The following is a 21,645-nucleotide window of genomic DNA, read 5'->3' on the forward strand; positions in this document are numbered from 1 at the left end:
TTGCTAGTGAGTTGGTAGCTCGTGTGCTCGTTTTCAATTAGATAAAAGCGCACAGAAAAACACCTAAAATCCTAAGCTAGTTTGATAGGTGAGGTTCTCGGGTGTCGGTCAATTTTATGGTATTATCTAATTTTTAACGGATCAAAGAATTTTGAATTTCTCCTCTCTGATTTTCCTCCTTTCTACATTTTCTTTACCAGTTGCATGTTACCCCCCTTTTTCTACTAAACTCTCTTCTTTGACCAACCAAAGCTTAAAATACATATCTATATAAGTCAATGATATTCGTAGACTATTTGGACAAATCAGTATTTTTTAACTAACTATTCGACTTTTATTGCAGTAATATAACAAATATAACGTGTTTTTATAGAGAAAAGAACCATGTGAAAATACCGAAAATGTTGTGTTTACGGCATTTAGACGTTGTCCCTAGACAGTAAGACTGTGGTTGTTTCCATTTTATGGATTTTGGTTTTCGGGGTTTTACTTGCTGAAAAGATCATAATGTGTAGGTCTTTATTGGATTTGTTGGGTTTATTTTCATTGGGAATTATTGTTAATGGGTCGCTTGAGGATTTTTTTTCAACCCTAAAGTCCTAGTCAATGGTCGGTATCTTATAACCTATTCATTTTGATATTTCACAGATTACTGGAAGTTATATTTTCGTAGCAATTGTAAAATAACGTGGGATTTATTGAAATCCGCATGAAAAATTAGTGTGTGTTCTTGTGATTATTACGTGATTTGACAGCGCGTAATATGGTGATTTTTTGCTTTTTTGTAGGTTGGGTTGAGTGTTAATTGGGATGCTTTTTTTGAGGGGGTTTGAGGGAGAGCTACAGGGGGTGAGGTACCTGTGCAAGAGGCAATTCAGATTATACACTACAATTGCATAATGCGATACCAGGAACGAGTCGTACATTGATTCACAAATTATTTAATGGCTATTTATACACTGGGTCGAATTGTCATAAATCAACCATGCACAGGTACCTTTTAGGTTGGTCGTTTTGGTAGCCTCTTTGGTCGTTTGAGGGGTGGGTTTGGTCGTTTCGCGGTTGTATTGGTAATGAATGAAAAAAGACTATGCCACTTTGGCATAGTCTCTTTTTCTGTTTTAAGCTGTTCCGATTAGTACGCCATCACTATCGAAGTGATACATTTTCCCTTTAATTTTCACCCAACCCGTTTGCATGACGCCTTTGTTGTCGGTGTAGTACGTGTTTCCACTGTCGTAAATCCAACCGACTTGCATGGCACCGTTGTTGTGGTTGAAGAAATATCTGTTCGATTGATGATCTACCCAACCGGATTGTCTAACGCCGTCATCGTTGAAATAGTAAGTGTCGCCTTTGATTTTCAACATGCCGGTTTGTATAACGCCTTTGTTGTCGGCGTAGTAGGCATCGCCTTCAACGAAAATCCAGCCGGTTTTCATGATGCCGTTGTGGATGTTGAAGTAATATCTGTTCGATTCGTAATCCACCCAACCAGTCTGTCTGACGCCGTTATCACCGAGATAGTAAGTGTCGCCTTTTATTTTTACCATGCCCGTTTGCATGACGCCTTTGTTGTCAAAGAAGTACCATTTGGACAGAACTTCGTACCAACCTTTGACTTTTTTACCGTCTGAATCTAGATAATACGTTTTACCGTCTTTGTGGAACCAACCAACGTCGCCTTCATTGGCACCGCCGCCGTCATCGATTGATTCGACTGTAATTCTGCCGTCTGCTTCTTGTCTCGTCGTATTGCCCGCAGCGTCTGTCAGTTCGACAACGATGACTGCTCCGTCAACAGTGATGTTCGGAACAACCCATGTTGTGCTGTAAACGCCTGGTGAGACTTCTTCGATTGGCAAGCTTGTTGATGACTGTATATTCGCTTGTGCTGGAATTTGTACAGTGAAGCTTGCTGTTCCGCCTTCCGCATCACTTGTGAATGAAATGTCTACTTCATCGCCAGGATTGACTGTTTGATTCGCTGATGGTTGTAGATTCTCGATTGTCGGTGCATGCCACTTCGCTGTGACTGTGACTGATTTCGTCTCTGTGTTTCCAGCTAAGTCGTGTGCGACGACTGTGATTTCATTCGCGCCTGCGTCTAGAAGAATTCGTTTCGAGTAGTTACCTTCATTAACAGCTACTTTCGATCCGTTTACTTCGACGTAGTCTAGATTTTCGTCTGCTACGGTTCCTTCAACAGTAACCGATTCACGTTTTGTGACATCTCCGTCTACTGGGTTCGCAATTGTTAATGTCGGCTTTACTGTATCTAGCGTGATCGTCACTGGTTCGGATGAGCCAGCCTCTTCTCCGTTAAATAATGTTTTCGCAACTAATTCGTTTTCGCCTTCTGTTAAGATTGTCTCGAATGAGAATGTTCCTTCATCACCAATTTCAGCTGTCGCGACTTCTTCACTGTTGTTGTTCAGTTGAATTGTCGTGTTTGGTGAAGCTGTTCCTTCGACTGTTACTGCTTCTTCATTCGTAAAGTCACCGTTTGCCGGATTTGCGATGATTGGCGGGGTGATTTCTGAACCTATGCGCGCACGAATCATGTAGTTTCCTTCTTGGGGTGGTGTAGCTGACCATGCCCCGCTAACAAATTGATAGCTACGGTTTGCGTTTGGACTGCTTTCATCCATTGCTAAACCCGGTGCATTTGGAAACAGCTTAGTTTGGATGTAAACCATATAGAAATCGCCATCGACAACGATGTTGTGATCCCTAAGATTTACAATTGTCCATGTGCCGTCACGTAATGCCGTGCCGTCAATTGGACCTGCTAGTTTCTGTCCTGGCATGCCGTTAGGACCTGCATCCCAAACTTCGACCGCGAATTCAGTTCCGCCTGGTACTGGCCATTCTGTATCCCAGAAACGGAATACACCGTCTGTTACAATGGCGGAATCTGTTCCTTCAGGCAGGGACATTTTAACTGCCCAACCATCTCCTACATTATTGAAAACACGTGCGTTTTCACCAGTTCCATCGTCATAGCCAATCTCGCCACCTGGATAAATATAATACGGGTCTAGTTCCAGGTTAACTTCAGATGGGTCTGAACCGATGGTGATTTCGACTTCTTGACTGTGGAAATTAAGCGCCATTACTCTTAGCGTATAGGTTCCTTCATACGCAGTTAGTGAGAAGTTTCCGTTTTCATCTGTCTCGACTGGTTGAATATTTGCATCTTCGATCAATAGAAGTGTTGCATCCGCGATTGTGTTGCCATTTTCACTGTTTGTCACTTGTCCAGTTATAGTGCCCTTTGGCAGCTCATCTAAAGTGAAATTAGCGAGTGTTTCTTCGCCGTCCGCGATGGATACGGTTTGTTGTTTTGTTTCATATCCATAAGCGCCAGCTTCAACTGTGAAATCTCCTACTTGAAGCATTAACTTATAGGAACCGTCTGCCGGATTTGAATAAACACTTCTTCCGGTTTCGAGAACGCTAACTTGTGCGCGAATTGGAAGGGTTGTTGGTGCTGTATTTCCTTTTTCAACGCCTACTTCTACTTTTTCTTTTCCTAATTCAATTCCAAGTTTATTGGAAGCTGCATTAGCGACTGTTTTTGCAGTAGCTGATTGAGTCGATGTGTTGGTAAGCCCGACATCATCAATATACCAACCAGGTCGCTCAATGCCGCCATCGGAAAATGCTTCAAAACCGACATAGACGCGCTGACCGCTGTATGCGGAAAGGTCGATTTCAACATCTTCCCAATCAGGTGTATACCCTTGGAACTTTTGTAATCTTTCCCAATTTTCCTGATCCGTGGAAATCACGACATGTCCGTAATCCCAAGCTATACCTGTTGGCCCCAATTCGAAGTCATTCCAATTTTTGAACGTTAGGAAGACATCTCCTTCTGGCAAATTGAGTGGAGGCATAACTAGTGTCGCGTTCATATCGTATAGATAGCTACCTGTCAGATTGGTTGCATAGACATTTTCACCGGAGGCTGCACTGTTTGGACCCGAAGTCGGAACGCCCATTGTCCAAGTATCGTGGTCTCCGAATGAATACCAGCCGGAAGCCAATCCTTCAAAATCTTCGAAATACCCGATGCCGACACCTGATTTCACTTCTACCGTGTACGCCTCGGTTGCGATAACGTTTCCACCGAAGTCACTTGCTTCGAAGTAATAGGTGATTGATTCGCCAGCAACTTGGTCTCCGGGAAACACGCCAGAGAAAGTCCCACTTTTTATCCCTCCTGAATCTTGTGTCGCTTGAACTTCCTGCCAATCGCCGTTTGTATCTTTATAGTGGAGATTAACATAATCGATTCTCAAGTTATCTGTTACATCTGCTTGTAATCGTATATCCACTTCAGAATAAACTTCTTGTGGTGCTTCATGGTTGATGACTGGCGCTTCATTGTCATCACCATATATAGATGTCTCTGATAAACCTACATCGTCAATATACCAGCCGTCTTTTTGATTGCTTCCATCAGAGAACATATTGAAGCCTAGGTAGACGCGTCCACTATATTCCGATAAGTCAATCTCCATCGTTAACCAACCATCTGATAAACCTTGGAACATTTCTAGGTCTGTCCATTTTTTTCCGTCCGTGGAAATCATGACATGTCCAAAATCCCAAGCCCTACCTTGTGATGATTCTTCAAAGTCATGCCAGTGATTGAACTGCAAGTAAGATGGCCCTTCTGGCAAATCAACTGGCGGCATCATGAGTGTTGCATTCATACTGCTATTGTAGTTTCCAGCTAGATTTGTTGCATAAGCGTTTATACCAGAATATGCTTCACCCGGTCCAGAAGTTGGCGCTCCCCATTCCCAAGCATCGTTGGATCCCTCGGAATACCAGCCCACTGGATTGTGACTTGCATCAAAGTTTTCAAAATAGCCAAGCGTAATACCATCTTTCACTTCGATTGAATACTCACTGCTTTCAACTATGTTATTGCCGAAGTCATTAATGACCCATTTATATGTGAATGATGGTGTTGCGATGTCAGCCCCCGGAATTGTTACCGCGTACTCTCCCGACTTATGGTCTCCGGATTCACGTGTAGCATCGACAGTCGTCCAATCATCACCTGTTTTGTACATCACTTGAACGCCAGTAATACTGACATTGTCTTTTACAAAGACGGATAAGTCTAAATCCTTCCCTGCATATATTTCCGCTAGTGGTTCATGTTCAAATATGGGTTCCTCTGTATCTTCACCCTCTACCATGACCTGCCCTTTTAGCGTTCCAAGGCCATTTTGAATGGCCAATACTGCTTCATATGCATCGACAAGTCCATATCCATAGCCATGGTTTGGTGATTCAGGATAATCGGAATCCGTTAAAGGAGTCGCTGTATCCAATAAAATTTGTTCCATATCATCTACGGTTATGTCGGCATTTACTTGACGCAACAATGCCGCAACGGCCGCTACTGCCGGTCCTGACATTGAAGTCCCGTTCCAACCGCCTTCATAGCCATTTCCTGGTACAGTTGAACGAATATTTTCCCCAGGTGCTGAGATATCTGGTTTAATCTCACCGTAAGGAGAAGGTCCCCTTAATGAGAAGTTAGCAACCTCGTTATTTACATCAGTTGCACCTGTGGCAAAGGCTTCAGGATAGTTTGCTGGTGCAGCAACTGATCCTGGTCCACCTGGATTCATTGACGTAATATTCCCAGCCGAAAACTCAGGAAAAATTTCTGCCGCTCTCCAAGCAATTACCATGTCGCGATACCATTCATCTAAACCTGGTCCGCCAGCCCAAGAGTTATTGACAACGTCCGGAGCCATGTTTACATCGCCGCCCGGAGCCATAACCCAATCTCCAGCGTTCAATAATATCAAGTCATTCGTACTTCCCGCTGAATTAAAGACTTTTGCTGTGATCCACTCAGCACCAGGCGCTACGCCAACCTGATTGGATCCGTCTGGTTCGCTACCAACCATTGTTCCGGTTACATGCGTTCCGTGCCCGTGATCATCATATGGCGTTGCTTCTCCAGTTGAAGCGTCAAACCAACTATAGGTGTGATCTACTGAACCCGTCCCTGGATTATATCCACGGTATTTTTCTCTTAAAGCTGGGTGATCCCACTGAACGCCCGTGTCTAGAATTGCTACTACAGTTCCGGAACCATCAATTCCAAGATCCCAAGCTGCTGGTGCATTGACACGTTCGACGTTCCATTCAACGTTTGCAAGTTCTGATTTCGGTGCAACCGCATCAGTTTTTACAGTTGTTTCCTGTAATTGACGTTCTTCGTTTGGTAAGATTTTTTCAACTTCCGCAAAAGCTGCAATTTTCTCCGCAACCTCTTTTGTCGCCGTTACTGCCATTCCGTTTACAACGAAGAATGAATCAAATTTATCAACGTTGCCGCTATCCATCTCGCCTTCCAAATACTCGACAACGCCTTGCTGTGCTTCGATAGAAACGGACTTCAGGTCCGATACGACAGCCGAACGCTGTTGAAATTTCATATCATGCATGGACAAGTTATTCTTTTGTGCTTTTGTCCGAGCTTCTTTCGCAACTTTTGCCGAATCTGATTTCTCTTTAAACTTTACAAGAAAGGTTATTTTCTCTTGTTTTTCGAATTCACTTAATAAACGTTTACTCATTTTTTCTTTAGGTGTTGCTTGAGTTTCATTTACTGATTGATGTATTTTCCCACTTGATGACTCCGCTGCAGCAAATCCGGGTGTGATTAATGAAAGAACCATAAGAAAAGTAGCGAATATGCTAAACGCCCTTTTCTGAGCGCGTTTTTTGTTCCCCAATAAAATTTCCTCCCTTTTACAGTAACTGTGAGTCGAAAATGTTGGTGCAAGTTGTGTTCATTTTTTAGTTAGTAGCTTTTATTTTCGAATTTAATTAGATAAAAGCGCACAAAAAAACACCTAAAACCTTTAGCAAGCTTGATAGTAAGGTTCTCGAGGTGTTGGTCAATTTTATGCTACTACCTAATTTTTAATGGATCAAAGAATTTCGAAGTTTAAGTCTCTAATTTCCCTCCTTTCTACAATTTCTTTACCAGATGGACTTACCCTCCTTTTTCTACTAAAATCTATTCTCTGACCAACTAGAGCTTAAATAACATATATTCATAAGTCAATACAATTCATGGATTATTTTGTTAAATCAGTATTATTAGACTAATAATTCGACTTTTATTGCAGTAATAAAACAAATATGGCATGTTTTTTAGCCAATAGGACTATCAACTAATCGTGACTTTGTTGGGTTTGTGCGCTTTAGGCGTTGTTCCTAAGCTAAAGGTCTGTGAGTTTCCCATTTCATTAGGCGAGGCTTTCATAGTTTAATGCCAACAAAAAAAGACCATTGGAATGTGGTCTTTACTGGATTTTCTGAGTTACTTCGGCTTCTAATTATTAATAAATTTATGATTCAACGATTCAAATTAAATCAAGCTAAACTCTTAGATTTATACCAGTGCCATAAATCCTATCATTTTTTAGATAGTAAAAACTCATTTGGAAATCCACTGGAAAATATAGTGTATATTTCTTGCGATTCCTACGAGATTTGACATCGTGAAAACCTTTTAGGTGTCACTTTTGGATGCCCCTTTTGGATGCCCCTTTTAGGTGTCACTTTTAGGTACCTGTGCAAGACACGATTCAGATTATACACTACAATTGCATAACGCGATACTAGGAACCAGTCATACCTGAATCCATAAAATATTTAATGGTTATTTATACACTGTATCGAATTGTCATAAATCAACCATGCACAGGTACCTTTTAGGTTGGTCGTTTTGGTAGCCACTTTGGTCGTTTGAGGGGTGTGTTTGGTCGGTTGGGTAGCCTTTTGGTCGTTTCCCCCGTCATACATAAAAAAATACCCCAGTTTGAAATTGCTGGGGTGTGTGGGTATTAAACTTCAAATAAGCGGTGGATCTGGTACGATGTGGCGTTCGTTTTTTCGCCAATTTGTAATCCAATTTTCCAGGCGATTCATTGCAATTTCGAGTTGGTCGTAGGCGTAGGCGTATGAAATTCGGATGTATCCTTCACCGAGCGGCGTGAATGCGCTGCCTGGGACAACTGCAATATCAGCTTCTTTTAGGAGCGTGAGGGCAAATTGTTCGGACGACATATTGAATTCTTTAATCGATGGAAAAATGTAAAATGCGCCGTTCGGTTTGACGGTTTCGAGTCCCATGAATATTAGACGATTGTAAACGAGGTCTCGGCGTTTGATATATTCTTTATTCATTGTTGTCGGTGTGTCTTGGCATTTTGTAAGCGCGATTGTTGCCGCGTGTTGAGCGGGCGCATTGACGCAAAGCGTATTATGCGCATGGGCTTTCACGGCGTGTTTCATCCACTTTTCGTCGGTTAATAGAAAGCCGACGCGCCATCCAGTCATCGAATGTGATTTTGACAGACCATGAATTAGGAAAAGTTTTTCTTTCAGTTGTGGGTACTGAGCAAATGAAATATGTTCGCCTTCAAATGTATTTTCACTATAGATTTCGTCTGAAACGATGAAGATATCATGTCTGGTGAGAACTTCGACAAGTTCATCCATTGTTCGTTTTGGAATAATCACGCCCGTTGGATTTGATGGGAAGCTAAAGACCACTGCTTTCGTTTTCGGTGTTATTAGCGCTTCGAGTTGGGTTGGATCTGGTATGAAGTTCGTTTTTGTCGTATCCAAATAGACTGCCTTCGCCCCTGTTAATGAAATAAGCGGATCATAGCCGGCAAAAATGGGCGCGGGTATGATTATTTCGTCTCCTTCGTTCAAAATCGCGCGAAATGTTGCATCCATCCCTCCACTTGCCCCTGCTGTCACAATAATTTCTGTTTGTGGGTTGTAAGTAAATCCGTATTTATTGGTGAAGAAATCACTGATCGCTTGACGCAATTCCAAGATGCCTATATTTGGCGTGTACGTCGTTTTATTGTTTCGAATTGCTTCAATTCCAGCGTCTTTGATTAACTCGGGCGTTGTAAAATCGGGTTGGCCGATCGTGAGATTAATGGCATTCGGATAGTTGCTAAGCATGTTTGCGACTTTTCGAATTCCGGATAATTCAATTGCCTGAATCCGTGTGCTAGCTGATAACGTCAATACACTTCCCCCTTTTACGAAGCGACTATTTTGGTCGCTTACTTAAGTATAGTTTATAGAATATTTGGTATGAATGGTAGACGGAATTTTGTGTGGTGTATCCTTCTGGAGAGAGTGTTTCCTTCTTTGACGAAAACGTTTGCTTCTAACGGTGAAGCGTTTCCTTCTTTCGGGAGAACGTTGCTTTCTTCGCCGGAAACGTTTCCTTCTCGAGAGAGTGTTTCCTTCTTTGACGAAAACGTTTCCTTCTTTCAGGAGAACGTTGCTTTCTCCGCCAGAAACGTTTCCTTCTGAAGAAAGTGTTTCCTTCTTTGACGAGAACGTTTCCTTCTACCGGTGAAGCGTTTCCTTCTTTCGGGAGAATGTTTCTTTCTTTAGCGAAAGCATTTCCTTCTCCCCAAAATTAACCGTAAAGAGGCCGCCTAGCATTCTAGACGGCTACATTTAACAAATCTATTTCTTCTACTGTTTGTATATCGGCATTTTATAGTTCCATGTATATATGGTCTTTGGCGGCTTTCCAGTTCGAGTTAGGTATAGCTTTTTGAATAGTTTGCTGGCTGCGGTATTCGATTTTAATTCCAAAAAGTACATTAGTTGTTTATTCGTGATAGTTGGGCTGATTAGAAGGAACCAATCGGCGACTGCTTGTCCGATTGAGGCATTGCTCAATTTTTTGCATGGTTCGCAAAGCCATGTGCGGCCACGAACCCTTTTCATTTTTACATTACAATTAAGACAAAGTATGCCGATTTCTAAGTCCGCCGGAGGAACTTTATATAGTTCGCATGCTGTCTTTCGCCTCCAATGGATTTGACTGCTTTGGAACTGATTGGCAAGATTGTTAATTTGTTGCTGGGTCAGGATGTCAGCTGTTTTTGGTAATTCACGAATATATTTTGGCAATTGCTTGCCGTATTTCACTGTGAAGGGTTTTGGTATTTCTTCTATTATCGTTCGCTGATTGGCCATGACTAGAATTGGTTCTATTGGAATATGAACTTGCCGTTTCTCAAGCCAGCTTTTAAGTCCGTGGGCGGCTCGATCGAGTTGATGTAGGATGCAGTCGAATTTTTCGACTTCACCATTCATAGAAACTTTCATTGTTTTGCCTGATTCAACATCAAAAATGACAGTACCCGCATATTTTTTAATTTCCAATAAAATGATTCTTTTTCGGGTTAGAATTAGGGTGTCTAGTTGGGCGAAGAAATTGGGGAGGATTTCTATCGTGATGCCCTTGATTACAATGACGTCTTGGGGGAGACCGATTTCGGGAAGAATTCGATCAACGTCAACTTCGCCGGAATATCCGGCATTTACTTGGTACAACTTTTCACTAATTGTTTTGTGCTGTGGGTGGTCTTCGGAAATCCTTGCTAGTAACCGCTGCAATAGAATAAGTTCGTTCGGTGGATTTCGTTTAGTGTGAATATACAAGCCTCCTTTTCTGAATGTTCACTTAAATAATATCAAATTACTCTAGCAATATCAAAAAAGACTCTCTATAGAAGAGAGTCCTGATTTAGTACACAAATTCTTTCTTTTTAATTAGCAAGCTGAAGGCTACATACGCGACGAACGAGAAGACAATTGGGAATGTGACGGTGTGTACGCCGAATAAGAATCCATTTGCTTCGTTGTAAAAATGGAGCGCGATGTAGGTAACCATTCCTGTAATCATCGAGGCGATTGCGCCGTATTTGTTGCCGTATTTCCAATAGAGGCCCATGACGACTGGCCAGATGAAGGCGGCTTCGAGTCCTCCGAATGAGAATAAATTCAAGAATATTAAGAGTTCAGGTGGCTGTAATGCAAGTAGGAATACGATGATTCCGAGAATTGCTGTTACGCCGAAACTCATCCATTTAACGGTTTTCTCTTTCGCGTCTGGTTTGATAAAGTTCAAATAGACATCTTTGACAATTGCTGAACTAACAAGCAAAAGTAGTGAATCCACAGTCGACATGATGGCTGCCATTGGGGCTGCTAGAACGAGACCCGCAAGCCATGGCGGTAATACTTCGAGCGCCAGCAGCGGAATTACTTTGTCGCCGACGTCGATTCCTGGTAAAACAGGACGTGCGAAAATCCCGATTAAATGCATGTTTAGCATAATGAATCCCGTGACGAGCGTTCCGATGATAAGTGCGCGGTGCATGGAGCGAGAGTTTTTGTAACTCATTGCGCGCACGGCCATTTGCGGGAGCGCGACGACGCCGACACCGACTAATATCCAGAAAGAGGAAACGTAGGCCGCTGTTAGACTTCCATCCGCACCGAATGGCGTGACGAGACGCGGGTTTTCATTCAACAAATCTTGCATGATGGTTGGCACGCCGCCGCCTGCGATAATGACGCCAATGAGTAACACTAGCGTTCCGATGACCATGATTGCTCCTTGTACGGCATCCGTTACCGCAACCGCGCGGAAACCGCCGATGACGACATATACGAGGACTGAAATCGCGAAAATGAAGAGCGCGGATGTGTATTTAAGTCCGGTGAGCGATTCGATGAGACGACCGCCACCGACCCACTGCGCAGTCATAGCAGAAAATAAAAATATAATAATGGCAACTGCTGATAAAATCGCGACAGCTGGGCTGTTATAGCGAACTTTTAAGAAGTCAATCATCGTTACTGCATTGTATTTTCGTGCTAGTATTGCGAATTTCTTTCCTAGAATTAGAAGTACGAAATATCCCGTGACGACTTGAGTCATGGCGAGTAAGACCCAACCAAATCCGACCGTATAGGCGGTACCGGGACCTCCGAGGAAACTCGATGCGCTTCCGTATGTGGCAACCATTGTCATCGCTAGGACGAAACCGCCGAGTTCGCGGCCGCCTAGGAAATAATTTTGCAGGAAACCTTTGTCCGATTGCATTTTTCTAGATGAAATCAAACCGATTGCGAAAATCGCAATGATTAGGATGATTAATGGCGCAATTACGCTTATGTTCATAATTCGTCTTCCTCCTCAAAAGGTACTTCTGTGAGGAAGAACTTTGTAATGATTATCACGAGTATTGAGATTAAGACAAATCCGACAACGCAACTGTAGAAAAACCATGCCGGGAGTCCGAAAACATACGTGTACTCTTCCACTGGACGTGATCCGAGTCCGTAGGCGAATCCGAACCACCATATGAAGTTGAAAATTGCGAGTCCGACGCCGATAAGTGCTTCACGATGCGCAATTTTGAACCGCCAATCTGTATTGCTTTTATTTACCATAAGACAATCGCTCCATCTGTTCTTGTTTCAGTTCCTCCTGATAATACACCCGTTTCCGGATTACGCCATATGATTTGGCCTCGTCCAAATGAACCGTTATCGAGAGTTGGCTTAATATCGTGACCTAATCTCGTTAGTGCTTGCGCTAAATGGTTTGGGAAATTCGGTTCGACGTGAACGGTATTTCCTTCAATCCACTGCCATCTCGGTGAATCAAGCGCGGCTTGCGGATTTAATCGATAATCAATGGTGTTTACAATCATTTGGAAATGTCCTTGCGGCTGCATGTAACCACCCATGACACCAAACGGCCCGATTGCCTGTCCATTTTTTGTCAGGAAGCCTGGGATAATCGTGTTAAAGGACCGTTTTCCTGGTTTTAACGCATTTGGATATGTTGGATCAAGCGAGAAATCTGCACCGCGGTTCTGGAGCGCGATTCCTGTACCCGGAATGACGATGCCGGAACCGAACCCCATGTAATTGGACTGGATGAAAGAGACCATATTGCCTTCCCCGTCCGCTGTCGCCAGGTAAACCGTGCCGCCTTTTGGCAGTTCGTATGGCTCTGGAATTGATGCTTCGTTTGTGATTTTTTCTGCGCGTTTTTCGGCGTATTCATCGGACAGTAAATGCTCGACATCGATTGGCATTTCGTTTTCTTCGGTAATGAACGCTTTTCCGTCGATGAATGCTAGTTTCATAGCCTCAATTTGTTCATGAAGCGTTTTCGTATTTTCTGGGATTGCCGGGCTTAATTTGGAATAAATATTAAGCGCCATGAGCGTTACCATGCCTTGGCCATTCGGTGGGATTTCCCATACATCATAGCCGCGGTAATTTGTCGAAATCGGTTCTACCCATTCGACTTTATACTTTTCTAAATCTGATTTTCTTAAATATCCACCGTGCTTTACCATGAAGTCGTCGATTTTATCGGCGATTTCCCCTTTGTAGAAGGAATCTGCATTTGTCTCGGCAATGGAACGCAAGGTTTCGGCGTGATCTGGTGATTTCCACACTTCGCCAATTTCCGGCGCACGGCCGTCAGGTGCAAATGTTTCGAACCAAGCGTTGAATTCTTCTGTTGTGAATGAACTCTTAAATCTTTTGTATGCTAGTTTCCAGTACTTACCGAGAATTGGTGTGAGTGGGTAACCTTCCTCGGCATAGCGAATTGCAGGTGCGAGTGATTCTTTTAGCGATAGTTTCCCGAACTTTTTCGCTAGTTCCGCCCAAGCTGCCGGGATGCCTGGGACCGTGATTGGCGTTAGACCGTGAGTTGGCATTTTTTCGTGACCAGCTGCGGTGACGGCGTCGATTGTTAGGGCATCTGGTGATGGACCGGATGCATTTAGGCCGTGAAGTTTGTTGTTTACCCAAACGAGGGCAAATGCATCGCCGCCGATCCCATTGGATGTCGGTTCAACAACGGTGAGTGCCGCGGCTGTTGCGATTGCAGCATCGATCGCGTTTCCGCCTTTACGCATGATTTCAATTCCTGCTTGTGCGGCGAGTGGTTGTGATGTTGCAACCATGCCGTTTTTCGCGAAGGCGGTGTGTTTGATTGAAGGGTACGGGTTATATAGGTAATCCATTTTGATTCCTCCGTTTTTATGCTTGATTGTGTGATTTTGATTTATGTAGTTGTCTTTCATTATACAGAAAGAGCTGGGGGTGTGGGGCGGGAAATTTGGGATGGGGTTTGGTCGTTTGGTTGGCGGGTTTGGTCGTTTGGGATACGGCATTGGGCGTTTGGGAATCTACTATGGTCGTTTCGAGTGCAGCTTTAGGCGTTTGGGGATCGACTTTGGTCGTTTGGCGTTAAATTTAGATTTTCAATACATAATAGCTCGTCCTGCGTTTACCGTGTAGTTGCAATCCGGCTCTTTTTAGGAGTCGTTTGGCAACTTGTTGGTTTTCGATCAATGCGAAGTTACGGAATTGACGATTTGTTATTTTATTGTCAATTAGATAGAACCAATCTTTAGTTGTCGCGATATGGCTATCTAGGCTGAAACTTTTACATTTGGGACAATTCCATCTTTGGTTCTTCCACTGCATGCCGAATAATTTGCAGCTTTGACATTGAACCCCCCGTTTGAAATCTTCTGGTGATATGTCCCATGTTCTAATCATTGGGAACGGATTGTAGTCTGAATGACGTCGTTTCATATCCGTCGCTATGTGTTTAATACGCATGGCGCTTAACTCTCCGGCTTGTAAAGGGAGCGAATACAAGTAATTTGGAACTTGGTATGCAAAAATGATTGGTTTTTTCGGCGTGGAGTCGAGTTGAAGTTCATTCTCGACGGCCAGAACGACGACGCCCTGAATATACGCTTGAATTCCACGTTTGCCGAGCCATTCTTTGAGGAAATATTCCTTCCTGTCTAATTGTGCAATCGGACTTTCCATCGGTTTTCCCTCACCGGTATGCAGTTTGCGTACAAACCTGTCGGGATTCCCCATAAATATCAACTTCCCGACAAAATTTTTCACTTCAAAAATGATGATGGTTGCCGGTGTGATGAGGATTGAATCCATTTGAAAATAGACGCCGCCATAGTTCAGGTACACATCATGAAGAATTGCATGCGGATACTTGGGCATGAATTCTCGTAAATGCTTGTCGAAATTAACTTCGCCTTCATAACCAGCTTTCGCTCGATTTAGCTGATCAGATACCTCTCTCATGCTTTTGGGGTTTGAATGAAGACGATTTTTTAGTGCGGTTAATCCTAGGAGATCGTTTGGTTTTCCCCTGTTTTTGTAAATCATGACATCACCTCTACTGTAAGAATACCAAATAGGGCTGGTGCTGCCTATAGTGTGGATGAAGGTTGATTTTTGGAGGGTTTATTGGAGGGATAAGTGAATTTTCGTGGAGTAAATGGGGTTGAAATTGGATTGTGGGGGTTTTTAGATGTTATGGGACACCGCTTTGGGCGTTTGGATGATCGCTTTAGTCGTTTCGGGAGCGACTTTGGTCGTTTGCTTCCTGCTTTGGTCGTTTAGGGTGGCTTTTTAGTCGTCTCGACGGCTGTTTTGGTTGTTTGATGATGTTGGATAGTTTATACGCAATGATAAGTTTTGCCATCGTATTTTGTTCCGGCTTCAACAAATAAAGTACTTTAGCACCTATGTGTATTAGGTAGTTTGCATAATAGCCCACTGGTTGTTATTGATTACCAACCAGTGGTTTCTATCTTCGAATTAGGAAGGGTTTTTTTGTTTCTTTCGTTGTTTCCATAAATCTTCTGCGGCGCCTGAACCTAAGATTACGCCGGCGATGATGATGAAAAGGCCGATTAGGTGGCGACTGGTGATGATTTCGCCTAGGAACAAGGCAGATCCCATTAAGGAGAACATTGTATTAAAATTAATAAATATGCCGGCTTTGGCTGGACCGACTTTTCCGACTGAATAATTGTACAGCATATGTCCCACGGCCGTTCCGATAATTCCGCTTGCAGCAAATCCTAACCAAAAGATTCTTGGTACTTCCGCGAACGCCTTCACTTCACCCGGTTCTTGAATGACAGCGATGATTAGTAAAACAATACTTCCGACAACCATCATATACGCGGTCAATAAGCGTGGATCAAGTGTTTTGGCCGCTTTTGAAATGACTAGAAATGAAAGTACTTGCGCCATAATTGAAATGAACACGAAAACGTCACCTATTGCGAGCCCTGTGCTCCCACCGCCTGCAAGAACAACAGAGCCAACGCCTACGAGACCGAGAACGAAACCAATCCACTGTATTTTAGATGGATAATTTCGAAGGAGTAATGAGACGGATACTGCTGTCAAAACTGGTCCGGTACCAAGTATAAGTCCAGCATTCGTCCCACTGGTTCGGAATAGTCCCATGTTTAGGAAGTAATGATGAAGGACTACGTTTAAAAGTGCTCCTAGTACGATGTATTTCCATTCAACTTTCGTTGGTAGACGAACTAATTTGAATCCAAATAAAATGACGAATACGGCTATACCCGCAAGTAATAGTCGAAAAGCTGTCATTGTTACAGGATCTACATAAAGGAGAAGATACTTGAGGAGAGGTAAGTTCAAACCCCAAATGAGCATTGCTGTTGTGAGTAGTGCATATATTTTCCACATTGAGGGTGAGTCGCCTCCTTAATTCAATATAATAATTCCGTATTTCAAATCCAAACAGTGAATGATGAAAGACTTAAGTATACATCTTACCAGACTATGTAGCCAACAAGTGAGCAATTGTTCGTTTTATGTGTGTGGTAGTCTGAATTTTTCCCAATCAGAATAAACGTACCAGTAGCGTAATCTTCAGAAAAAAGGAGTCCATTTCCCAAGGGGAATTGGACTCTCATTATTTTTTGTTATTAATCAACCAATCTTTCTAACTCTTTGTATACTTCTGCATTCACTGCATTTTCTCCACCGAAGATTGTTAAACGTTGAACGTCTTGATTAGTAATATAGCTTGATACATAATCCGGAACAACCGCATGTACTAGAAGTACTGCGCTATTCGTGTTAGCAGCTAATACTGCTCCGGTTAGTGCGTCCGCATAATCTTTTCCAGTTGCTACGTAAAGGTGGTCATTATCAACACCATAATGTTTTGCGATTAAAGTGTTTGTTTCGTAACGGTCAAGGCCGCCTAGACGATTCATGCTTGGAAGTGCGTTTGCTACTGTAGCAGAAACAACTGCCGTACCACCGACTACAACTGTATTCGTTGCACCTAGTTTTTCAAGTGCTTCAGTTGTTGCTGCAGGTAAAGTATCTTTGAGTGTTAATAGAATTGGTGTGCCTGCTTCTGCTGCATGTGATGCAACAGATAGCGCATCTGGGAAATCCATCCCATTAGCAATGGCTACTTCGTCAGAACCATTTGGGGCAACCAAATCTGCAATTGCTGCAGCTGTTGCGAATCTGTCTTTCCCGCTCGCACGCGTTACAGTGATATCTGCATTTACAAGTTCTACTTGAACATCTTCACTTACAGCTGCTTTTCCACCTAGAATAATTGCTTCTGTTGCACCTAGGCGTTCAATTTCTGCAAGCACATCTTCTGACAATTCATTAGTTAGTGTTAGAAGAATTGGTGCTTCCATTGCATATGCCAATGGAACACCAGCTAGTGCATCAGCGAAATCGTTGCCTCGAGCGATTATGACAGTTTCTGCTGATTCCCAACCTTCAGAACTGATTTCTAATGCCGTTTGATAACGATCGCTACCGGAAATTCTGCTCATTTTTTCAGGCACTACAGGTTCTTCGCCTTCAACTGATACTGTTTCTTGAGCGTCGTTTTGTGCAATATCTTGTGCAACTACTGTTACTTTACTTAATCCGGAAACGCCTTCAAGTGTTGAAGTGAATGTTCCGTCTTGTTCAAGTGTGATTGCATTTTCTGTTAGCTCACCATCCGCATTTTTAACGTAAGCTGTGACAACTAAATAGTTGTTGACGTCGTATTCTTGTTCAAATCCTTCTTCTACAACAGATTTGAATCCGATGAACTGGTCGTTGATAGAACCTGTTATCGTTTTGTCGTCAGCTTCGAATGTGATTTCTGGTGCTGTTGATTTAACGAAAAACGGTTTAACCCATGCGTTCATCGTGCGGTAGTCTTTTGAAAATGAGTAAAGCTCCATACCGTAAACGCCGTCTTTTAATTGTTTTTTATCAAATGAATCGGCATCGGTAAATACTCCATCAAACGTTCCTGTTGCACTCTGAGCTCTATTATAATCCCAGTGTATGTCGCCTATAATACCATCGCCGTATCTGCCCGCTGTTGGTTGCGTAGGATCGAAGACGTTGATATAGACTGATGAATTTGGCGCTTGTTTAAATTCATAAGAGAAATTTGAGACATCGCCTTTTCCGTCTTCATTTGGCGAGATTGCGATGCTGTCAAAACCGAATGATTCTACATAGGGATTGTCCGCTGCGATTGGCTCACTTGGAACCGGATCGAGCGGTGTAATTTCAATTCCCTCACCTGGCACTTCTGGTTCTTCGACATCACCGATTACAATTTTTTCGGCTTTATTGCCAGCTGCGTCAACGTATTTAACGACTACGTTATCCGGTGTTTGATTGCCAATATCAAATGTGAATGAACCGTCTTGTTCAAGAGTGATAGGTGTTGAAACTGTTTCCCCATCGTTTGTCACTTCAGATGTTGCTGTTAGTTTCGTATTAATATTGAATCCAAGCCCGTATTTCACAAGTTCAGTCTGATAGTCTACGTATTTATCTATGACTTTACCAGTAACTTTTGTGCCTTCGACTGCACTTTCAATGGTACCTGGAGAAGATTTAACTACGATTGGACCTGCATAATCACCAATTGAACCTGCAGCCGTAGCCGCTTTAAAGTTAATTGTGTATAAACCGTCAGGAATTGTTGTTGCTGGATTCGAGGACCATGGTTTATATTGCCCCGCGACATTCAGCGTGTAGGATCCTGCGCCCAGTGATGCTCCCGCATGAATATAACCGATGTACCCATCGCCATATTGACCACCCTTTGGATTCATAATATCCCAAAGTTCGATGAAATTCGCTTGAACATCGCCTGTTAGTTTAAATGCTAGTGTTGCAGAATCTTTGTAGCCATCACCGTCGAATGAGAGATCAGTTTCTGAGATGCTCATACCTTCGATAGTTGCCGCTGCGACTCCACCGAAATCTGCTGCGAATGGTAATGAAAGTTCGGAATCGCCACCGTTGATGTGGATGTATCCTAGAATTTCATCGCCAGGTTTCGTATTTTCGTTTAGTGAAGCTGTTAGCGTCACAGTGATTACTTCTTCCCCGTCTAATGTGAATGAAGATTTGTCTACTGTCACTGCTGCGTCTGCGAATCCTTTTGTTACGTCAACTGACACGTCGAAGTTTCCACCGACCTTTTTAAGGTCTTTAACGAGTATTTCTTTGGTAACAGTAAGGTTTTCTTTAAGTGATTGCGGACCGAAAGTGACGGTTCCTTTTAAATTTTCTATTTTACCACTTTGACTATCTGGTAATGCTTCGTCCACTGCATAAGCCAGAACATTCGCATGTGCTGCCGCGTATGCATTTACACGACCCGCGCCTTGTGCGAATACATCATATTTATCTGTGTCTAAAATTTTAGCTGTGTTGGATAGCGCAACTTTGACGTCGAACGCGTTCCAATCAGGGTTTGCTTGTTGTACAAGTGCTGCAATCCCTGCGATGTGTGGTGTCGCCATAGACGTACCCGTTTTTCTTGTATACGCATGCTCATAAGTCACATCCGGGAAATCCGCTTTGTACATCGGGATTGTTGACATGATATTTGTTCCTGGTGCACTGACGTCTGGTTTGATGTCAAAGTTCGGCACGGAAGGTCCGCGTGAACTCGAGTCATTTACTTCGTCGCCTTTAGTAGTTGTCGATTGAACATTTGTAAATGTTACAGCTCCGTCTGCGCCTTCGAGTGCTGTGCGAATTGCTACTCCATCTGTATATGACATATCTACAGTCGGAAGGAATGCAAAGTCGTTACCCAAAAAGACATTGGAAATACCTGGCGTGTTTGATCCGTTATGAGAGTTGTGAATAATTGTTGCCACAGCACCATTCGCTCTAGCGTTTTCAATTTTTTCAACGAATGCGATTTCTCCGCGGGCAATTAACGCAACTTTTCCGTCGACGTCAAGTCCGTCAAAGTCAGCCGGTTTACCAATTCCCGGTACAGCCACGAGGTCGAACTCACCTGCAAGTTGTTGTGATAGATCTGTACCATACGTTGTTGACATTAGGTTCAATTGTGAAGAAAGGTTGTAATTTCCCGCTTCGACTGAAACATTTACGTTATACATTTTTTCTGGGTTTGTCGTGTTTCCAACTGCAATGCCAAATGGTGCAGTTGACGGCGTTCCCATCGTTTCGCGTTTCGGACCAGAGTTGCCCGTTGCGATTACTGAAATAACTCCAGCGAGCATTGCGTTATTAATCGCAAACGAACCCGCATCTGTTTCAGTGTTAGATCCGCCACCTAAAGAAAGGTTGATAACATCCATTTCTTGGATAACCGCTTCTTCGATTGCAGCGATGATGCCCGAAGTCGATCCGCTACCATAAGCGCCGAGTACGCGGTATGCGTAGAGGTCTACTTTTGGCGCGATTCCTTTAATACCAAATTCGTTATTGCCGATTGCTGCGATTGTTCCTGCCACGTGCGTCCCGTGGGATGTGTAGAACGAACTTCCGTTGGCATTGAATTCTGGCGTACTTGCTGGTCGTTCCGATGGCAATGTTTCAGATGCGTCATCATCAGCACGCGTTTTCGAATAGGTTGATGAGTTTGGAATAAAGTTCTTTCCGCCTTTATAAATCCCCGCGAAATCAGGGTGATGCGCATCGATTCCCGTATCGAGAACTGCGACTTTGATTCCCTGGCCTTCATAGCCTTCAGCCCAAAGCGGTTCAATACCGAGGAATGAAGTACTTGTATCCATTGTTGGACTGACTTTTCCGTCCGAAGATGCTGAATTGTCTTCATATGCATGGACTTCAGCGTCTGGTTCAACAAGTGTAACACCTTCAATTCCGAGTATTTTCTCGAGATCATCCGCTTTAACTGTTGCTGCGAATCCATTTAATACAGTGCCATAACTAAAGCTTTCTTTAAAATTAATTCCATTTGCTTTCATTTCTTTTTTCAGTACGTTCTGTTGTCTAACAACGAGAGCTTTTACTGACTTTTCATCAGCTTTAGTAAATTTTCCTCCTGCTACTTCCTTAATCCCTTTTTCAAGTGATACAGGTTTTTCAGAAAGATGGATTATCACATCCACTTCTTGCTTCCCTTTTAATTCTTCTAGACCCTTATGTAATGTCGGAGCCTGTTCAGTCAATCGTAGCTGTTCTGCGATTGCCAATTTTTGTTGTAATACACTTTCATTTTGCTCTTCCGCTTTAAATGGTTCTGTTTTCATTGCCGACACAGATGAAATCGGTGTCAATAAAGAAAGAACCATGACGAATGCTAGCAAAGTACTACAATACTTCTTGAAAATTTTTCTCATCAATTCTCAGTCCCCTTTTGCCTTCTATTCGCATTAGTTTAAATTATGCAACACTAGAATCATAACATAAGATAAATTAATGTTAATAGAATAGGCAAAAGTATTCCTATAATTTCAAAAAATGCATCTTTATGCCCTTATTGAACTAGTTTTATTCTTAATTTAAAATAGGTCTATAGTTAGGTTCGCATTAGAAGTTAAAAAGAAAAACCGACGATAAATAACGCGAACTTTGTAGTTCCTTCTAGTTTGC

The 21,645-nt window shown here is 42.9% G+C and carries 11 protein-coding genes; 2 read left to right on the top strand and 9 right to left on the bottom strand.

The annotated features are described in order from the left end of the window. Window positions 1-1,121: 1,121 nt before the first annotated feature. From J4G36_RS11005 to J4G36_RS11030, 6 genes are all read right to left on the bottom strand, one after another. Entirely contained in the window at window positions 1,122-6,773 is a 5,652-nt protein-coding gene (locus J4G36_RS11005) for a S8 family serine peptidase (protein ID WP_210470043.1), read from the bottom strand. A 1,126-nt stretch (window positions 6,774-7,899) separates the two neighbouring features. After that, window positions 7,900-9,096, bottom strand: coding sequence for an aminotransferase class I/II-fold pyridoxal phosphate-dependent enzyme (locus J4G36_RS11010; protein ID WP_210470045.1), 1,197 nt, complete (start codon window positions 9,094-9,096; stop codon window positions 7,900-7,902). 462 nt (window positions 9,097-9,558) lie between these two features. Beyond that, window positions 9,559-10,536, bottom strand: a complete 978-nt coding sequence (locus J4G36_RS11015) for a nuclease-related domain-containing protein (protein WP_210470052.1) — start codon at window positions 10,534-10,536, stop codon at window positions 9,559-9,561. Window positions 10,537-10,621: 85 nt separating this feature from the next. Beyond that, the gene (panF, locus tag J4G36_RS11020) at window positions 10,622-12,064 is read right to left on the bottom strand and encodes a sodium/pantothenate symporter (RefSeq protein ID WP_210470061.1); all 1,443 of its coding nucleotides are present in this window, start codon (window positions 12,062-12,064) and stop codon (window positions 10,622-10,624) included. Beyond that, window positions 12,061-12,336, bottom strand: a complete 276-nt coding sequence (locus J4G36_RS11025) for a YhdT family protein (RefSeq protein WP_210470063.1) — start codon at window positions 12,334-12,336, stop codon at window positions 12,061-12,063. Before J4G36_RS11025 ends, panF begins: the two co-directional genes overlap by 4 nt. Further along, window positions 12,330-13,934, bottom strand: a complete 1,605-nt coding sequence (locus J4G36_RS11030; protein ID WP_210470065.1) for a gamma-glutamyltransferase family protein — start codon at window positions 13,932-13,934, stop codon at window positions 12,330-12,332. The genes J4G36_RS11025 and J4G36_RS11030 overlap by 7 nt, the downstream gene beginning before the upstream one ends. Window positions 13,935-14,029: 95 nt before the next feature. On the opposite strand from J4G36_RS11030, the gene J4G36_RS18715 reads away from it, so the two are divergent. Continuing rightward, window positions 14,030-14,164 (top strand): hypothetical protein, encoded by a 135-nt coding sequence (locus J4G36_RS18715; protein WP_256439584.1) that lies wholly within the window; start codon window positions 14,030-14,032, stop codon window positions 14,162-14,164. 2 nt (window positions 14,165-14,166) lie between these two features. Here the strand turns inward: J4G36_RS18715 and J4G36_RS11035 are convergent, their stop codons facing one another. After that, window positions 14,167-15,117, bottom strand: coding sequence for a nuclease-related domain-containing protein (locus tag J4G36_RS11035; protein WP_210470067.1), 951 nt, complete (start codon window positions 15,115-15,117; stop codon window positions 14,167-14,169). 93 nt (window positions 15,118-15,210) lie between these two features. On the opposite strand from J4G36_RS11035, the gene J4G36_RS11040 reads away from it, so the two are divergent. Then, window positions 15,211-15,354 carry a hypothetical protein gene (locus tag J4G36_RS11040; RefSeq protein WP_210470069.1) on the top strand — a complete coding sequence of 48 codons (144 nt, stop codon included), beginning with the start codon at window positions 15,211-15,213 and terminating at the stop codon, window positions 15,352-15,354. 198 nt (window positions 15,355-15,552) lie between these two features. Here J4G36_RS11040 and J4G36_RS11045 read toward each other — a convergent pair whose 3' ends face one another. Both J4G36_RS11045 and J4G36_RS11050 read right to left on the bottom strand, forming a co-directional pair. Continuing rightward, window positions 15,553-16,461, bottom strand: a complete 909-nt coding sequence (locus tag J4G36_RS11045) for a DMT family transporter (RefSeq protein WP_210470070.1) — start codon at window positions 16,459-16,461, stop codon at window positions 15,553-15,555. 242 nt (window positions 16,462-16,703) lie between these two features. Continuing rightward, window positions 16,704-21,392: a S8 family serine peptidase gene (locus tag J4G36_RS11050; protein WP_246880581.1), complete on the bottom strand. Its 4,689-nt coding sequence runs from the start codon at window positions 21,390-21,392 to the stop codon at window positions 16,704-16,706. Between the last annotated feature and the right edge of the window lie 253 nt (window positions 21,393-21,645).

The sequence above is a fragment of the Sporosarcina sp. 6E9 genome, from assembly GCF_017921835.1.
In the GTDB taxonomy this organism is placed as follows: Bacteria; Bacillota; Bacilli; order Bacillales_A; family Planococcaceae; genus Sporosarcina.